We start from the raw sequence: 15,866 nt of genomic DNA, 5'->3' as shown, positions 1-15,866 counted from the left end.
AGTTGCCTTGTGGGGTAGGAGATAGCATTGGATGGATAGTAGGCGAGTCCACCCCCGTCTCTAGCCTCGTAATATTCAACCGCAACCTCCCTAGCCCTGTCAGGGCTGGAGACTACCTTGTGGCAGAGGGGCCGGAGGGCTGCGTGCTGGGGATAGTCGAGATAGTCTGGGCTGGGCACAGGATGCTCCCACCAACCGTCACCGACCCCGAAGCTGTAGATCACATAGCACAGTGGACTCAGACGGTTAGTGACGAGGACTTGTACAATAGGGGCAAGGTTAGATGGCTATCTATACTAGACAAGATAAAGGGGGCTGGAGCAGCCGTTGCCCCCAAGACCCCTATCCAGCCGGGAACCAAGGTGTACAGGGCAGACCCTACGGTTTTGCAGACCATATTCTCGCCGGGCCAGAGGAGCTGGATAAGGCTGGGGCACCTCGCAAACGACCCCAGTGTAGAGTTCCACATCGACGCCAACGGCCTGACGAGGCACCTGGCAATATTAGCTGTAACCGGTGGTGGTAAGAGCAACACTGTATGCATTCTGGCGAAGAGGATTGTTGGGGACTTATGCGGTACAATGGTGATATTCGACATGCACGGCGAGTACAGCAACATGAAGCTCAAAAACGCATCCATAAAAACACACAAGCCACCTAAGCTGAACCCCTCCAAGATAACCAGGAGCGAACTCTTCACCCTAACCAGGGTGGGAGAGTTTGCCTCGAGGCAGAAGAGGTACCTCAGCTGGGCTTGGAGGGCCGCGGTTGCAACGTACGAGAAGATGAAGGCTAAGACAAATGCTAGGGGCTGGGATATATTGATGATAGCAAAGAGGCTCTTGGAGGCGCTCTACAATAAGAAAGGGGTGGAGAACATCTATAAGATGCTAGTTCAGTTAGAGGAGAAGGGTTTAGAGAAGGGAGACTCCAATAAGGCTCTTGAAGAAGTGAGTAAGTGGCTTAAGGGCTACCTCCCATCCCCATTAAATGAGCTGGCTGCTGAAGCCATTGTTGAGAAGAAGATCCTGCCCCCGAGACAGATCGCGCAGGACAGTCTCGAGGGGGCGCTGGCGAGGCTGGACGACCTCGAAGACTACTACTCTGAAACCCTCGACGTGACAGCCTACACGAGGTTAGTAGACGCCATACCCCCCTGCACTCTAACAGTATTCGACCTATCAGAGCTGGACGAGAACGCTGCAGACGCCCTGGTTAGCCACTACCTCAAGAGGATCCTTATGGAGAGGAAGGCGGCGAAGCAGGGTGTGGGAGGCTACAAGTATCCCGTGATAGTAGTGTTGGAGGAGGCCCATATCCTCGTGCCGAGGGATAATGATACCCTCACCAAGTACTGGGCTGCGAGGATCGCTAGGGAGGGGAGGAAGTTCGGCGTCGGACTCGTACTTGTGAGTCAGAGGCCGAAGAACGTGGATCCCAACGTGTTGAGCCAGACCAACAACAAGATCATACTGAGGATGGTGGAGCCCGAGGATATAAGATATGTGCAGAGGGCGAGCGAGGAGATGAGCGATGACATAGCAAGCCTCCTCCCATCCCTAAACCCGGGAGAAGCAGTGGTACTGGGGAAGATGGCCAAGCTCCCGGCACTGGTGAAGATCGACCTATGCCCCAAGGATGAGAAGCCGAGCGGTGGAGACATAGACATAGTAGCAGAGTGGCTGAGCTATAGGGATAGGCAGTCTGAGACTATGGAGATAGTTGAGGGGCTCTAGCTTGAAGCTACCTGTAATAGTAGGGCTAGACGCTCTAGGCGGCGACAGGGATAGGGCTGAGGAGCTAGCGCGCAGCCTCTGCGGCAGGGTAGCCGGATACAAGGTAGGGTATCCAAACATCCTGCCATGCACTGGTGTAGGTGAGGCTGTTAGGAGAGCATGTCCAGGCGCACTGATTGTGGCGGATCTCAAGCTCGCCGACATAGGGTATACCATGAAGCATATCGCATCCCACGTTATTGATTGGAGCGACGCTGCAATAGCACACTCCTTTATAGGAGTGGAGGGGGCGTTAGACGAGCTGAAAGAGTACCTTGACTCCAACGGGAAGAGGCTCGTCCTCGTAGCATCAATGAGCCATCCGGGGGCAGGTAGGATTATCGACCCCATACTGGATAAGATAGTCGAGGTGGTGGGAGAGATAGGGCCTTGGGGGATAGTGGCTCCCGCAACAAGGCCCAACGTGGTGAGAATACTCAGGGAGAGGTTCCCAGGTAAGGTGATCCTCTCGCCCGGAGTAGGCGCGCAGGGGGCGTCGCCTGGAGACGCCCTGAGGGCTGGGGCAGACTACGAGATAATTGGTAGGATGATAACTGCCTCAAAGAACCCTCTCCTAGTGGTAGAGAGTCTAGAGGAGAGGTATAGGATGGTGCTGGGTGACTAGCTAGCATACCGATACCTTTAATTCTCCCTCCTCAAGCAGACCCTCTTACCGGGCGCATTAATGGGGGACTGGAAGGGTAGGGATGTCCTAAACATACTAGACTTCACGAGGGATGAGCTGGAGGAGCTCTTCGACCTCGCCTCAGAGTATAAGAGAGCGTTGGAAGCAGGGAGGGTCACGAGGGTTCTAGAGGGGAGGATCATAGCGCTCGCATTCTTCGAGCCCTCCACTAGGACCCGTATGAGCTTTGAAACCGCGGCGAAAAGGCTTGGAGCAGCCACTGTAGGCTTCACTAAGGGTGAGGGTACTAGTATTGAGAAGGGAGAGAGCCTAGCCGACACTGTCAGGATGCTCGATGCATACGCTGATCTCATAGTGATTAGGAGCAGGTACGAGGGCTCCGCACTGCTCGCAGCCGAGGTTGCAGAGCACCCGGTTGTTAATGGAGGGGATGGGAAGCAGCATCACCCGACCCAAGCAATGATAGACTTCTACACTGTGAAGGAGCTCTTCGGCTCCCCCGACGGGCTAACCTACGCTGTAGTAGGGGATCTCCGGTATGGGAGGGCTGCCTCCAGCTTCCTCTATGGTCTCACCCGCTTCCGCCCGGAGCGCGTGTTCCTAGTTTCGCCTCCACAGCTACGGGCGAGGCCCGAGGTCTTGCTAGCACTCATGGATAGCGGCGTGGAGTACAGCGAGGCAGACCTTGAAACCGCGGTGGAGGAGGCAGACGTGGTCTACGTGACCAGGATACAGAAGGAGAGGTTCCCGGACCCAGCTGAGTACGAGAAGGTCAAGGGGAGCTATAGGATAACGAGGAGGCTCCTAGAGTCGAGGGCTAAGAAAGGCTTGAAGGTCCTCCACCCTCTTCCAAGGGTCGATGAGATAACGTATGATGTAGACTCTACAGAGTGGCAGGCCTACTTCATCCAAGCGGCTAACGGGGTCCCTGTGAGGATGGCTCTCCTAACACTCATACTGGGGGGTGATGGCGTGTGAGCGAGGGTATGCTTGTAAGGAAGATCAAGAGTGGAACAGTCATCGATCATATCCCGGCGGGGAGGGCCCTGATGGTCCTCCGCATACTCGAAATCACCGGGAGAGAGGGCTACCGGTTAGCTGTGGTTATGAACGTGGAGTCGAAGAAGCTGGGCCGCAAGGACATTGTCAAGATAGAGGACAGGTTCATGGAGGGAGAGGAGGTCGACAAGATCGCGCTAGTAGCGCCTACTGCTACAATCAATATTATAAGAGACTATAAGATTGTCGAGAAGAGGAAGGTATCAGCCCCACGCCTCCTAGAAGGTATACTGAGGTGCACGAATCCAACTTGTATAACAAGGAAGGAGAGGGAGCCCGTAACGCCCCGCTTCCGCTTGGTAGAGGGGAAGAAGCTGAGGTACCAGTGCCTCTACTGCGGCACCATAATAGAGGAGGATGAGATACTGGAGCAGTTGATCGGTCGAAACCCATGATCCTCAGGCCGCTCAGCCCACAATATAATCTAGCCCTGGAAGAGGCAGCCTACAGGGAGTGTAGCCTCGAGAAGCTAGCGGGCAGAGTGTACGTGTGGGTCAACAGGCCATCCGTGATCGTCGGGAGATCAAGCAGGGAGGGTTTAGACTACTCGTGCAGTGCGGCGAGAAAATATGGGGTGCCAGTCTATAGGAGGTTCACTGGTGGAGGAGCGGTTCTCCACGACGAGGGAGTCCTCTCCATAACCCTGATCGGAGAGCGTAGAGGGTCCCTCCGGGAAGTATACAGGGCTGGAACCAGCCTCATAGTGGCGGTTGTAGAGGGCCTCGGAGGATGGGCTAGGGTTGCAAACGAGGCGGACATCGTTGTGGGGGGCTGCAAGGTCTCGGGCGGCGCGGCGCACCTTGCAAGGGACAGGTACCTCTACCACGCCACCCTCATAGTAGACTCTCCCCTCGAGGGTGTAAGGGAGCTTACCCCTCCTCGAACCGATAGGATCGCCTCTGGCAGCGTGGACCCCGTGAAGTACAAGCCCTGCCCCCTCTCAGGGTCGCTTCCGGGTATAACTGTGGAGGACGTGGTGGATGTGATGGGAGAGGTTGCGGAGGCTATGGGTAGGAGGCTGGCCCCACTCATACAAGCAGCACCGGAGTGCGGGTTGAGTAGTGGACTCCTAATGGAGTATGTTGATAGGAGGTTGAGGGACCCTCACTGGACCCCCTGCGGCTAGTAGAGACTCTTGCATGCCTCCTGGGATAGCCAGAGGGCCTTCCCGACAAGGTTAGAGGCCTCCCTCGCAGCCCAATCGAGGTCCTCCTTATTCTCCTCTATACTCTTCTCTAGAGCCCTCCTTAGGAGGTTCTCGGCTAATAGGGCTATTAGGAGCTTCCTCCTAGCAGCAACCTTCACCTTGTCCAATCCGTTGGACTCTATGTACCTCCAGTGCTCCTCTATGGCGTCTACCAGCTCCTCTATACCTGTGCCCATGATGGCGCTGGTCTTTACAACCTTGGGGGTCCAGCCGGAGCCTGGGCCTATGTCGCCCTTCTCCACAGCGAATGTTATGTACTCGTATGTCTTCGCCGCCTCCGGCTTGTCGGCCTTGTTGACAACGTATATGTCGCCGATCTCCATTACACCCGCCTTCAGCGCCTGTATATCGTCTCCTGCCCCCGGCATCGTTAGTACGAGAATGGTGTGGGCCGCGTTCATTATGTCTACCTCCGCCTGCCCTACCCCAACTGTCTCGACAATAATCTTATCGTAGCCTAGAGCGTCGAACGCCTCAATCAAAGCGATGGCGGCGAGGCTCAATCCACCCTTAAGCCCCCGAGTAGAGAGGCTCCTGATGAAGACGCCCGCGTCCCCAGTATACTCCTGCATGCGGAGCCTGTCGCCCATTAGGGCTCCACTAGTAAGGGGGCTGCTTGGATCGATTGCTACCACTGCCACCCTGTAGCCTCGAGAGCGGAGCCCCTTGATGAGCCTGCCTATGAGGGTGCTCTTCCCCGCACCGGGTATGCCCGTGACCCCTATAACGTGGGCATTCCCCGCCTTCGAGGCTAGGGATTCTAGGAGTTTAGCGCTCTCAACATCAATGTTCTCGAGAATAGATAGGAGCCTCCCTAGAGCCCTCAGGTCTCCATGGGAGGCCTTCTCCACCAGGGCGGCGTACTTGCCGAGGGGCTTACTCATAATAAGGCACCGTACTCAATATAGGAATATTAAGGGAATATAATTCCCCACCCGGGTAGCCTTTGGGATGATAGGGTATGGGCGAGTCGATGGACAAATGCGTTGTGAATGATGTAGCAGCGATAATGGCGAGGCTCCCCCTATCTATGCCCGCCCGCCACTACACCACCCCCCAGGTTGAAATAGAGGTTATCGACAGGGAGTCCCGGGAGGGCCTATTATTCATGCTCGACTCAGGTAGACTCGTGATTAGAGAGCCGGGAAGGGTGGAGGTAAAGCTGCCTGATAGGCTCCTCTCAAGGCTTAGTCCTGCGGATATAAGCCTGCTTAGGCTCGCGCTAACACTAATGGAGGAGTGCGGGAGCGTCTACCTCGCCACCGACGATTACGCTCTCCAGGAGGCAGCTGTACGCCTGGGTATAGAGGCGTTGCCCGTACGGTATAGGGGTGCAAGGGTTGCAAGGAGAAGATAAGTGGTTCCTGGCCAGGAAGAGGCTCCTCGACCGCCTCTGGAGGGAGGGATACATACGGTCGAGGAAGGTATACGAGGCAATGCTCCGTGTTCCCAGAGAGCTCTTCGTGCCTGAAGCCTACAGGGATCTAGCATACGAGGATAGACCCCTACCCATAGGCTATGGGCAGACGATTTCAGCACCCAGCATAGTTGCATTTATGACTGAGGAGTTGATGGCCGACGTTGGCATGAGGGTCCTCGAGGTAGGTACAGGGAGCGGATACCAGGCGGCGGTGCTTGCAGAGATAGTGGCGCCGTCGGGTACAGATCCCCGGTATTGGGGGCACGTATACACTATTGAGAGGATAAAGGAGCTAGCCGAGCTCGCCAGGAGGAGGCTGGAGGAGGCCGGGTATGGGAGCAGGGTTACCGTTATAGTGGGTGACGGGAGTAAGGGCTGGCCGAAGGAAGCACCCTATGATAGGATCATGGTAACAGCCGCTGCACCCCACATACCAGAGCCATTACTGGAGCAGCTGAAGCCAGGGGGGCGCATGGTCATACCCGTTGGAGGAGTCTTGGAGCAAACCCTCTACATCGTGGAGAAGAGGATGGACGGAAGCATTGTTAAGAGGCCATCCCTCCCCGTCTTATTCGTCCCCCTGATAGGCGAGTACGCATGGAGAGAGGAGATATGATAGGAGCCGCTAGCCGGCTTCATGTATTTTGTCTTAGCGTGTACAGCCTCTCGAGGGTCCCTCGAGCGTGTACGTAGATTAGTATTACAGCGATTATTGTTAGGACGGGGATAAATAACCCTATGATCCACAGGATGCCGTCCGCCTTAAAGTCATCTATAGGTACACCTCTACGCCTCAGCTCCTCCAGCCTCAGCAGGAATATGCCAAATAATATACCTCCCACCAGTGACATTATGGCTCCCAGGAATACTAGTATGAGGGAGAGCACCGCGGCAGTCCTGGCTAGTACGCCCAGCATACCCACGACAGTCATTATGAGACCGTAGAGCATGTATTTTGGACCGGACTCTCCATAGTCTAGGACGTATGGCTCCACCCTCTTTAAATTGGCTCCTCCTTCCTTGAACATGAGGACTCCGACTACAGATAATATCGCCGTAATGATGCCGGGGCCGATGAACCAGGGGGCTCCAATCACCTCTATTCCAGAGCCCGACCTATAAATGTGGGTGACGCTGTGGATAGCCACCATTGCAGGGAGTACTATTATCCAGACTATTATGAAGCCTATTATTAGAATTAATGCTCCATTTTTGAGGTTTTCAAACCCGTTTACCAGAAAGGTGAAGTTTTCCTCTATCCACTCACTCCTAGAATCATTGTTCAATGAAGAACACCCATATTCAAGTTACACTGTAGTTTAAATATTTAATTCCTCGTCCGGCCAAGTCATTCCTTCCTAGACCTGGATATGTGATAGTATACTCCAGCAGCCAATGCCAGTGCTGCTCCCATTATGAAACCGGCCAGGAAGTGCTCCCGGAACATCATAGATACTTGGGCGAACGGGGATGTGCCTGGCTGTATCCCGCGGGATAAGGCGTAGCTTGTCGTGTACTTGAAGCGGGCGAGGGGCTTGGGTGTAAGGTAGAGGAACCAGGCTATGTTTCCAAGGTATACTGCGAGGTCCAGGTACCAGTTCTCGTAGTACTTGTGGAGGAGGATTAGGAGTATGGAGAGGCCCGCAACTAGCCCCGCGATGGTGTAGAAGTTGGCTAGGAACTCTGCTATCTGCTTGTATCTAATATAGTCTGTATCAGTGCTTATCCATCTCCACGGAATAGCTGTACCGTAGACGTAATCGCTCACGATCTTCTCTAGTACAGCGGCTCCTCCAATTAAAGGTAGCAGGCCGGCTAGCAGGTATACGGTGTACCATGTATTCTCTGGTCTACCCAGATACTCCCTCCTCCTCGCCGCGATGATGGCTCTAATCCATATGTATAGGAGTCCTAGGAGGGGCATTACTGTTGTAACGACCAGGTAGGGCAGGTATGATTTCACAGCATAGGATACTGATGGGGCTACGCTGGGCCCTATGCCGCCGCCTATCCCTCCTCCTCCAACCGGCATTGGGGGCAGTTCTTGAAGCTCGATCACAGGACGCACCCTCCAGTCTATACTATGCATACCATGAGATCCGAGTTCCTCCAGTTAGTCTAGGATGTTATATAACACCAGTATCATTTTCCTCCCCATTGAAGGGATTGACAGTGGCTCCCCTCTTTAATACCCCCCTCCTATAGCTCCACGAAGCTACTCCCCCAACGATAACTAGCTCCGGCCTTCCCGCGAGACTAGCCATGAAGTGTACTGGAAGCCTATGCTTTGAATCCGTGAATCCGGGGAACCTCCACCTTGCATTGGGGTCGAGTACTACAAGGTTCGCCCTAGCCCCATAATCGATGATACCATAGCCCGATAGGCCTAGGATCTCAGCCGGCCCCCTAGAGGTGAGGTAGAGGAACTCATCTAGCCCCATCGCCCCGCTCGCAACAAGATGCTTGTAGGCGAGCCAGGGCCAGAGTGGGAGCCATGGGAATCCCGGGGAGCAGATTAGGGGCTCGCTCTTCTCCCACTGCGCGTGGGGAGCATGGTCTGAGGCGAGAGCGTCTATTTCCCCCAGTATGAGCATTTGCCTCAGGATCGACGAGTCTACGGGGCTCCGGAGGGGAGGATTCACCCTGTAAAGGCAGCCTTCAGAATGGTAGTTGTAGAACAGGTGGTGGGGCGTGGTATCCACGCTGTAGCCGTTCCTCCTGGCAAGCCTTACGGTTGAGGGGCATGAGGCGTGTGTTACGTGGATCCTTCCTTTAACTCCGAGGGAGGCGAGGAGTTCAACGCTCGCCCCCTCTAGGTGGCAGCCTCTCGCCTCCCCCCTCAACCTGTTATTCTCGTACTCGGCCATCCGTGTACCGTAGAGGAGTTCCGGGTGAACTATTAGGAGCTTGCCAGCCCCTGCTGCAGCCTTAATTAGCTCCTCGCGAGCCAGGTCTCCTGGATATGTTTTGAACCCTGCTATCGGCGCCTGAGCCAATTTATCGACGTGCTCTCTTGACGTGGGTATGCCGGAGTATAGGGAGTAGTCTGTCCAGGAGTATTTTGATAGCTGGTCTAGCTTATGCCGGACAGCTTCTGGAGTGTTGAGGTACGGTTTTGTATTGGGCATATCCACTACTAGCGTAATTCCAGCCTTCAGGGCTTGTAGGGTCCCTGTTTCCTCGTCCTCCTTATACGAGAGCTGTAAGCCCCTGAGATGTACATGTAGGTCTATTAGACCTGGTATGATCTTCATCCCAGTCCCCGTGTAGTCGAGGCCCTCTCCGCGGGGCTTCTCGGTGATGGATTCAATCTTTCCCCTCCCAAAGTTAATGCATTGGATTCCAAGGCTTCCTCTGTAGTCGTATAGCTCCCCGCAGATGCTCTCGATCGATTCAACCATCCCATACCGTCCCCCGTTATCTGATCTGGCCCGGGTGTATTAACCGGAGGTTTTCTTCCACTGATTCACTAGGAGGTATACCCTACATTGTAGACTGCTTCATAGTCTTCGCGAACAGCCTGGTAGAACGATGCTCCCCGCCTTATAAGCAGTTCCCCTTCTATAAAGGTTTCTATCGGTGGTTGTCGTGAGGCTCATAACAGTGAAGATGCCCGAGATCTATGTTAACGGGATAGACGAGCTCGTCAAGGCTGGGAGGTACTCTAGCAGGAGCGAGGCGATAAGAATCGCTGTTAGGGAGCTGTTGAAAAGGGAGCTTTGGGGCCACCTGAGGGAGCCATACGCGGTGGCGAGGCATGAGGATGTGGAGGCACCCTTCGCGTTCGCACAAGATGAGGGGGTGGTCGACCTAGTCTAGACTCTCCTCACCCTTCTAACGATGAGCTCGTAGAGCCTCTCTCCGGGCTGTAGCCTCTTATAGCTGAATGGGGGCATCCAGCCGGGAATGATCCTCCTTATCTCCTCCAGAGATACTGGCCTCGGATAGAGCCTTGGATTCTCCACCTTTATCGCCATAGCCCTCCTAGCACCTCTAATGTAGGCCCATGCATCCCCTCCGATACCGGTTCCGGGACGGGATACTACAGCCCATATACGTTCGGGAGTATCGATTATGATCTCGCCGGCTGTGAACTCTCCCACTATACTCTTCACCTTCCCGCTGCTATAGACTATTATGACTGAGCCCTCCTCGACGGGTTTTACTCCAGAGAGCTTTCTCAGCTCATACTTCTTCCTCTTAGAGAAGATCGCGTTAGCATACTGAGGCCTGATGCTCATCAGGTACATTGCTGCCTCCTCTAGGTATTCCTCCATCACAGCGCAGCACCATCGTTATCCTTGAATCCTAGCCCTCTTATTCAGTTCGAGAGTAATTATTGGTGTGGCTCTATTTGAGATGTGAAGAAAAAGGGGGAGGGTTTCCGGGACCCCCGCTTTTAAGGGGGTTTCCACGCTACCGCCTAGCCTGCAATATTTGCGCTACGGGTGCCTTGAGCTCCTCCGCCTTCTTCACCAGAATGCATCCTGGGTCCGGTGCTAGCGGGTCACCGTAGTAGGCGTAGGCACGAGCCCTGCAACCTCCACAGATGTACTTGTACGGGCAGCTGCCGCATGCGCCCTTGAGGAGCTCTCTATCCCGGAGCTTTTGGAAGAGTTCGCTGGTCTCCCAGATCTCCGAGAAGGTCTTCTTCCTAATGTTGCCGACGACTATTGGGAGGAAGACGCATGGTGTGACATCGCCGTTGGGCTGTATGGCGGCGTAGATTCTACCGGCCCCGCACCCGCCTATGAACTCTGCCAGTGCTGCGACGATCTTGTCTCCGCCCAGGTAGAAGTGTGTTGGGGCGATCTCCTCGCCCCCGCTCAGCTGCAGGGCTACTCTCCCGAACTGTGGGGCGGTGCTGGCTATCTCGAACTTTCTCTTCTGGTGCTCCTTGTATAGCTTCCTGAGCACCTCTTCTCTCTCCTCGGGTGTTAGGTCTAGATGCCTGTTCTCCTCTCCCCTACCTACCGGGATGAAGTTGAAGAATATCACCCTGTTGACTCCGATTGACTCGGCGAGGTCAAGTATGTCGTCGATCTCGTGCAGGTTCATCTTAGTTATAGTTACAGCCATTCCATTGTTTACTCCCAGCTTTACCGCGTTCTCGAGCGCCTTTACGGCGAGCCTCCAAGCACCCGGCACCCTCCTGAACTTGTCATGTATTTCGGGCTTCGCGCTGTCTACGGAGACTTCAACGTAACGGAGCCCTGCCTCCTTAGCCTTCTTCAAGAAGTCTATGTTCGCGAACCTAGTCCCATTAGTTGCTACAGCAGTGTAGATCCCCCGGGATGAGAGCTCGCTTACTATCCTGAGGAAGTGGGGGTGTATGGTTGGCTCTCCCCCACTCAATGCTACAGCGGCCACCCCTGCCCTGTCGAGCTGGTCTACGAGGTCTAGTTTCTCCTCTAGGGTTAGCTCGTCTGGCCTTGGCTTGTCGGCTCTCTGGTAGCAGTGCATGCACCTCAGGTTGCACATGTTGGTGAAGTTCCAGACTATTAGGAAGGGTGCTGGCATCTTCTGGGGCACTGTGGGCCCGTAGAGGGCTAGGCCCTTGAATACTAGCGTCACGCCCCTTCTTACGGCTGGGTCTGATAGCGACTCTCTAGCGGCCTTCATATCTCCCTTCAGCATCCATACTCCGAACCTTATAGTCGACCTTATGAGCCATGACGCGAACCTAGCAGTTATTGGGCATGAGAGGCTCTCTCCAGCCAGCTGGGATAGTGCATGGTAGAGGAGGCTTTTCTCCCTCTCCTCTACACCGCTGGTACACTTGTATTCCTTAAGGGATAGTCTCAGGAGGCTCCGAGTCACGGGGTTCCCGAAGAGGATCCTAACCCCTGCGAGGAGGGCTCCCATGCCCCCCCGCTTCTCCTTGCCTCCTTCAAACACGATCTCCTCATCAACCACCCGGGTTCACCTCCTAATCCTCCACTGGATAGGATAGGTTACGGCCTCCTTCAGGTACCGTGAGGCCTCCCTCCCCAAGACCTTGAGGAGGTCTAGGAAGTTTCCATTACCAATCTGCCTCCGGATGAAGGAGAACCTGAGGTAGAACTTCCTATACGCTCGGGTAATCATTCTCCCGAGCTGCTCGCGGGTGAATTTGAACCCCCTCATAACGGGCCTTATAGTGGTGTAGTGCTCCCAGTTCCAGTCCTCTATGAGGTTATGCCTCTTAGCGTACTCGAACATGGGGGTTCCGGGGTAGGGTGTTAGGGCTGTGAACTGGGCGTAGTCTGGGTCGAGCTTTACCGCGAATCTTATAGTGTTCTCCATGTCCTCGAGGGTTTCCCACGGGAAGCCTAGTATGAAGGAACCCACCATGTATGCTCCGACCTCCCTCTTCCACTCGAAGACCCTCTTCACCTGGTCTATGGTGATCCTCTTCCCGATCTTGTCAATCGTCTCCTGACTGGCAGACTCGACTCCAACATAGATGGTGACGCAGTTATTGTCTACCAGATACTTCATTATCTCCTTGTTCAAGTGATCCACTCTAGCACCGCACGCGAAGGGTAGGTCTAGGCCCCTCTCCTTCATCTCCTTGATATACTCCCTCACAAACCGTCTATTGATCAACAGCTCATCGTCTGCGAAGACAACGTACTTCACCTTGTACTTGTCGTAGAGGTACTCTATCTCCCCAGCCACATTCCGGGCGCTCCTAAACCGGACCTTCCTCCCCCAGAAGTAGCTGGTTGTGCAGTACATGCACCCGTAGGGACAGCCCCTGCTAGCCATTACGTGGGCTATCCTAATCGGCTTGTTGAATAATGTATACTTATCCATTGGGAGGAGGTGGCGTGCCGGCCAGGGGAGGGTGTCAAGGTTCAGTATTATGGGTCTGGGCGGAGTGAGCCTAACCCTACCATCCTCGCGGAAGGCGAGCCCCTTAACCTTCTTCAGCTCCTCCTTATCCATCCCATGCTTTTCCAAAGTGTTTACCAGCTCTAGGAGGGTTAGCTCCCCTTCACCGATAACGACAATGTCTGCACCATTATCCAGAGCCTCCTGGTACATGAAAGAGGGGTGGGGTCCCCCAACCACTACGGGGACATCTGGCATCTCCTCCTTAACCCTGACAATAGCTTTGTAGGTCTTGGGAGCCAGGGGGTTAGGACCGAGAACCCGATCACATCAGGGCGCCAGCTCTTAACCTCCCTCATCCACTCATCCATCTCGAGCTCGAGGGTCGGGGAGTCAACTATACGGACCTCGTGGCCGTTCTGCTCCAGCACGGCCGCGATAGAGGCTAGTCCCAGTGGAGGTGCTTTCATGCCGGTGATCCTGTAGATTTCTAGGTTGTGGACGCCTGGCGCTATTGTTAGTAGGATTCTCAAAGCCCGCCGCCCTAATATAGTAGTGGTGTTCCAGGATAGATTCAACTATTTGTAGATGAATCGCTTGGTGGAATATGTAAATCTGTAGATCAAGTCAAGCATGGAAGTATGCCTTGATCCGCCTGAGGGCTGGCGACACCTTATAGATCTCCTCGGGAGTCTTGGGAACATAGGGTAGGATGAATGAGAGGATCCTCCTATACCCCTCATTATGTAAAGCTTCGAGGAGGAAGGACTCGAGCTCTCCACTACCCCTACGCCATATAACATTCGTCAAGGAATCAAGCAGTGAGAAGGTTCTCTCCAATCCATAATCCCTTGCCATGAGGGTTAGGAGGCGTATAATGTTTATTCTTATCTCAACGTGCTCTAGGACATTTCCATTTAAATAGATCCTTACAGTATGACTCCTTGGGGTGAAGTGGCATAAGTGCCCTCCCCTTTTTATCTTAATGGCATCCATAGCGTCTAGGGGTATGATTAGTCCATTGTAGCTTATAGAGCATACTGCTTCGATGCTTGTTTTTACCATAAGGTTGAAGGTTGCATTCCTATACTTGTAGAGGACCGGGGTTCCAGGGCTTGATTGGAGGGCCTTCCACATACTCCGGATAAGGTACTGGCTGTAGCCCATGCTGTAGAGGAGCCTGGTAGTTGCTAGTGGAGGGTCCCTGCAGTCGAGATTGTAATTTGTACATGCCTCCACGAGCTTTTCAGCCGCCTTCACCAGCATCTCTAGGTGGAATGGTTTCAGCTTCGCTGCCTTGGCCACCTATTCATTCACCCTGGACTGCTTACATACGTGTATGTTTGAGCCTCTTTACTCTAGCTTCTAGATAGAATGGTCAAGTAGTGCTGATTCGGCTAAGGGTTCCTAAAGGCGGGGTTGAAGAGTGTTTATTGGAATGTAGTGTAGGGCATGTACTCCTCTGGTTTAAGGCCTAGGTATATCCCGGATAGGATGGTGGTTAGGTCCTCGATGTTTATCTTCAAAGCGACTATTCCAGCCGCTATTAGGCCTGCGTGGAACGGGTAGCTGGAGTAGACGCTTAGAGCCTTGTTGAGGCTGATGTTCCTAGCCCTAGCCCTCGCCTCCTCGAGGGCCTCAACGAGGTCCTTAGAGACATCGATCTTCACATACTTTACTATCTCATCCATGACTCCAGCCAGGCTCTCCGGGGCCGGCTCCCTCTCGTAGGCTGCCCTCGCCTCCCTAGCCCGGAAACCGCACGGTGGAACGTCTACGAGGAGCTCATCGATTATCCTGGCCTCCAGGCTATCCTTCTTAGCCTGCACTAGGAATGAGGCTATCATCCAGTTTAGGAGAGGGCAAAGGGGCTTAGCCGCCATCGGCTTGCCCAGCCTAGAGTCTAGGCTATCCAGGGCCAAACTGTACTCGCTGGCAGTTATCGCCAGCCTCGCCCAGTTCATCCTAGCAGGGTTATCGGAGGCCGCGACGCTCTGCATGAGTTTAGAGTATCTCCCAGCCCAGGTTCCCTCAAGGTACTCTAGGAACCTTGAGAAGCTTGCCAGGGCCTCCGGTTCCCTAGCAATCGTTGCCGGCAGGCTCCACTCAACATTCTTCGTTACGAGGTCTGGTATTTCACCCGCCCGGGTCATAGTGTATACTGCCAGTACTAGGAGGTCTCCAGCCTCTACTTCGTGGATGAAGGCATCTATGAGGGGGTACGCCTCCTTCGGCGAGAACTTCTTCAGGCTCAACAGGTACTCCATGTAGAAACTAGTGAGGTCCCTTTGGATCCCACGGAGAGTAGTGGACTTTATGGCATCACCGTATATTGTATCCTTTAGGAGTCCAAGCGCCTCCTCAATACTCGCCTGGGCTATGAGCTCTCGAGCCCTCTCCCCGCTGATTAGTCTCGGCAGTAGCGCCCTAATCCTTGGCACTATGGGGGCGTACTTTGTGGGGCTGGGGCTGGCCTTCAACTACCTCTACACCCCTGCTACTATCTTTATTATCTCCTCAACGACCGCCTTAACAGCCTCCTCCAGGTTTGCCTCCCCAAGCCTGTGGATCTTCTCGATCTCCTCCTTCTCCCTCTCAGCATAGTAGGAGCGGACCGCGGCCTTCTGCTTCTCAAGCTCTTCATGGATCTCATCTACCAGCCCCTTAAGGAGTATCTGGATGTCGTTGGAGAGCTGTCTCGCAAGCTCGTCTCCTGCCTTGACAAGCTCGTTGGCGTAGCTTTGAACCTGGCTGTCGAGGTCTAAGAGTCCCTTCTCTAGGTCAAGCACTGCTCTTGTAAGCCTCTCAACTGGGCTATTCTTAGCCATCTTCTTTCTCCATGGACTGGTTAGTGGAATATTCTCTGTTTAATAGTTAACCTTGCGGGTCGGATAAGGGTGGGGTCCCCATACTTGCTTGTCGGACCCAAAGGTCCTCTTCATC

Annotated in this window: 19 protein-coding genes; 8 read left to right on the top strand and 11 right to left on the bottom strand. The window is 54.2% G+C overall.

Features of this window, described 5'->3' with window-relative positions; translation table 11 throughout:
* Positions 1–2 precede the first annotated feature (2 nt).
* From ACZ47H_RS00445 to ACZ47H_RS00425, 5 genes are read left to right on the top strand one after another with little or no spacing between them, the layout of a single operon-like run.
* The gene (locus tag ACZ47H_RS00445; RefSeq protein ID WP_464933267.1) at positions 3–1,736 is read left to right on the top strand and encodes a helicase HerA-like domain-containing protein; all 1,734 of its coding nucleotides are present in this window, start codon (positions 3–5) and stop codon (positions 1,734–1,736) included.
* A gap of 1 nt (position 1,737) precedes the next feature.
* On the top strand, positions 1,738–2,400 hold the full coding sequence (locus ACZ47H_RS00440) for an orotidine 5'-phosphate decarboxylase / HUMPS family protein (protein WP_464933266.1): 663 nt from the start codon (positions 1,738–1,740) through the stop codon (positions 2,398–2,400).
* Between the two features lie 60 nt (positions 2,401–2,460).
* On the top strand, positions 2,461–3,399 hold the full coding sequence (pyrB, locus tag ACZ47H_RS00435) for an aspartate carbamoyltransferase (RefSeq protein WP_464933265.1): 939 nt from the start codon (positions 2,461–2,463) through the stop codon (positions 3,397–3,399).
* Positions 3,400–3,407: 8 nt separating this feature from the next.
* Positions 3,408–3,875: an aspartate carbamoyltransferase regulatory subunit gene (gene pyrI / locus ACZ47H_RS00430; protein WP_464933987.1), complete on the top strand. Its 468-nt coding sequence runs from the start codon at positions 3,408–3,410 to the stop codon at positions 3,873–3,875.
* Positions 3,872–4,606, top strand: coding sequence for a lipoate--protein ligase family protein (locus tag ACZ47H_RS00425; RefSeq protein ID WP_464933264.1), 735 nt, complete (start codon positions 3,872–3,874; stop codon positions 4,604–4,606). The genes pyrI and ACZ47H_RS00425 overlap by 4 nt, the downstream gene beginning before the upstream one ends.
* On the opposite strand, the gene meaB is transcribed toward ACZ47H_RS00425, so the two are convergent.
* Positions 4,603–5,571, bottom strand: a complete 969-nt coding sequence (gene meaB, locus ACZ47H_RS00420) for a methylmalonyl Co-A mutase-associated GTPase MeaB (protein WP_464933263.1) — start codon at positions 5,569–5,571, stop codon at positions 4,603–4,605. The two genes, ACZ47H_RS00425 and meaB, sit on opposite strands and share 4 nt — an antisense overlap.
* Before the next feature lie 77 nt (positions 5,572–5,648).
* Here meaB and ACZ47H_RS00415 point away from each other — a divergent pair, with 77 nt between their 5' ends.
* Entirely contained in the window at positions 5,649–6,044 is a 396-nt protein-coding gene (locus ACZ47H_RS00415; protein ID WP_464933262.1) for a hypothetical protein, read from the top strand.
* A complete protein-coding gene (locus ACZ47H_RS00410) occupies positions 6,028–6,723 on the top strand; it encodes a protein-L-isoaspartate(D-aspartate) O-methyltransferase (protein WP_464933261.1) in 696 nt (231 codons plus the stop codon). The genes ACZ47H_RS00415 and ACZ47H_RS00410 overlap by 17 nt, the downstream gene beginning before the upstream one ends.
* 19 nt (positions 6,724–6,742) lie before the next feature.
* Here ACZ47H_RS00410 and ACZ47H_RS00405 read toward each other — a convergent pair whose 3' ends face one another.
* The 3 genes from ACZ47H_RS00405 to pyrC form a co-directional block, all read right to left on the bottom strand.
* Positions 6,743–7,393, bottom strand: coding sequence for a DUF973 family protein (locus ACZ47H_RS00405; RefSeq protein ID WP_464933260.1), 651 nt, complete (start codon positions 7,391–7,393; stop codon positions 6,743–6,745).
* A 62-nt stretch (positions 7,394–7,455) separates the two neighbouring features.
* Entirely contained in the window at positions 7,456–8,166 is a 711-nt protein-coding gene (locus ACZ47H_RS00400) for a hypothetical protein (RefSeq protein ID WP_464933259.1), read from the bottom strand.
* Positions 8,167–8,233: 67 nt separating this feature from the next.
* Positions 8,234–9,508, bottom strand: coding sequence for a dihydroorotase (pyrC, locus tag ACZ47H_RS00395; RefSeq protein ID WP_464933258.1), 1,275 nt, complete (start codon positions 9,506–9,508; stop codon positions 8,234–8,236).
* Between the two features lie 178 nt (positions 9,509–9,686).
* Here pyrC and ACZ47H_RS00390 point away from each other — a divergent pair, with 178 nt between their 5' ends.
* Complete coding sequence (locus tag ACZ47H_RS00390) at positions 9,687–9,926, top strand: ribbon-helix-helix domain-containing protein (protein ID WP_464933257.1); 240 nt, start codon at positions 9,687–9,689, stop codon at positions 9,924–9,926.
* Here ACZ47H_RS00390 and ACZ47H_RS00385 read toward each other — a convergent pair.
* From ACZ47H_RS00385 to ACZ47H_RS00355, 7 genes are all read right to left on the bottom strand, one after another.
* Entirely contained in the window at positions 9,923–10,384 is a 462-nt protein-coding gene (locus ACZ47H_RS00385; protein WP_464933986.1) for an ASCH domain-containing protein, read from the bottom strand. The genes ACZ47H_RS00390 and ACZ47H_RS00385 overlap by 4 nt on opposite strands.
* Before the next feature lie 139 nt (positions 10,385–10,523).
* Positions 10,524–11,972, bottom strand: a complete 1,449-nt coding sequence (locus ACZ47H_RS00380) for a radical SAM protein (protein ID WP_464933985.1) — start codon at positions 11,970–11,972, stop codon at positions 10,524–10,526.
* Positions 11,973–12,029: 57 nt separating this feature from the next.
* Positions 12,030–13,181 carry a B12-binding domain-containing radical SAM protein gene (locus ACZ47H_RS00375; RefSeq protein ID WP_464933256.1) on the bottom strand — a complete coding sequence of 384 codons (1,152 nt, stop codon included), beginning with the start codon at positions 13,179–13,181 and terminating at the stop codon, positions 12,030–12,032.
* Positions 13,163–13,456 (bottom strand): cobalamin-dependent protein, encoded by a 294-nt coding sequence (locus ACZ47H_RS00370; RefSeq protein WP_464933255.1) that lies wholly within the window; start codon positions 13,454–13,456, stop codon positions 13,163–13,165. Before ACZ47H_RS00370 ends, ACZ47H_RS00375 begins: the two co-directional genes overlap by 19 nt.
* A 94-nt stretch (positions 13,457–13,550) precedes the next feature.
* Complete coding sequence (locus ACZ47H_RS00365) at positions 13,551–14,228, bottom strand: hypothetical protein (protein WP_464933254.1); 678 nt, start codon at positions 14,226–14,228, stop codon at positions 13,551–13,553.
* Positions 14,229–14,353: 125 nt separating this feature from the next.
* Positions 14,354–15,403: a V-type ATPase subunit gene (locus tag ACZ47H_RS00360; protein ID WP_464933253.1), complete on the bottom strand. Its 1,050-nt coding sequence runs from the start codon at positions 15,401–15,403 to the stop codon at positions 14,354–14,356.
* Between the two features lie 6 nt (positions 15,404–15,409).
* The gene (locus ACZ47H_RS00355) at positions 15,410–15,751 is read right to left on the bottom strand and encodes a hypothetical protein (protein WP_464933252.1); all 342 of its coding nucleotides are present in this window, start codon (positions 15,749–15,751) and stop codon (positions 15,410–15,412) included.
* Positions 15,752–15,866: the final 115 nt, after the last annotated feature.

The organism is Thermodiscus maritimus (genome assembly GCF_055382595.1).
This window is presented reverse-complemented; position numbering and strand designations above follow the sequence as displayed.

What these genes read in the sequence shown, in the direction of transcription:
- ACZ47H_RS00425 (WP_464933264.1), top strand. Translation starts at nt 3,872, where the DNA reads ATGATCCTCAGGCCGCTCAGCCCACAATATAATCTAGCCCTGGAAGAG.
- pyrC (WP_464933258.1), bottom strand. Translation starts at nt 9,508, where the DNA reads ATGGTTGAATCGATCGAGAGCATCTGCGGGGAGCTATACGACTACAGA.
- ACZ47H_RS00355 (WP_464933252.1), bottom strand. Translation starts at nt 15,751, where the DNA reads ATGGCTAAGAATAGCCCAGTTGAGAGGCTTACAAGAGCAGTGCTTGAC.
- ACZ47H_RS00375 (WP_464933256.1), bottom strand. Translation starts at nt 13,181, where the DNA reads ATGCCAGATGTCCCCGTAGTGGTTGGGGGACCCCACCCCTCTTTCATG.
- ACZ47H_RS00385 (WP_464933986.1), bottom strand. Translation starts at nt 10,384, where the DNA reads ATGGAGGAATACCTAGAGGAGGCAGCAATGTACCTGATGAGCATCAGG.
- ACZ47H_RS00415 (WP_464933262.1), top strand. Translation starts at nt 5,649, where the DNA reads ATGGGCGAGTCGATGGACAAATGCGTTGTGAATGATGTAGCAGCGATA.
- pyrI (WP_464933987.1), top strand. Translation starts at nt 3,408, where the DNA reads ATGCTTGTAAGGAAGATCAAGAGTGGAACAGTCATCGATCATATCCCG.
- pyrB (WP_464933265.1), top strand. Translation starts at nt 2,461, where the DNA reads ATGGGGGACTGGAAGGGTAGGGATGTCCTAAACATACTAGACTTCACG.
- ACZ47H_RS00380 (WP_464933985.1), bottom strand. Translation starts at nt 11,972, where the DNA reads ATGGGAGCCCTCCTCGCAGGGGTTAGGATCCTCTTCGGGAACCCCGTG.
- meaB (WP_464933263.1), bottom strand. Translation starts at nt 5,571, where the DNA reads ATGAGTAAGCCCCTCGGCAAGTACGCCGCCCTGGTGGAGAAGGCCTCC.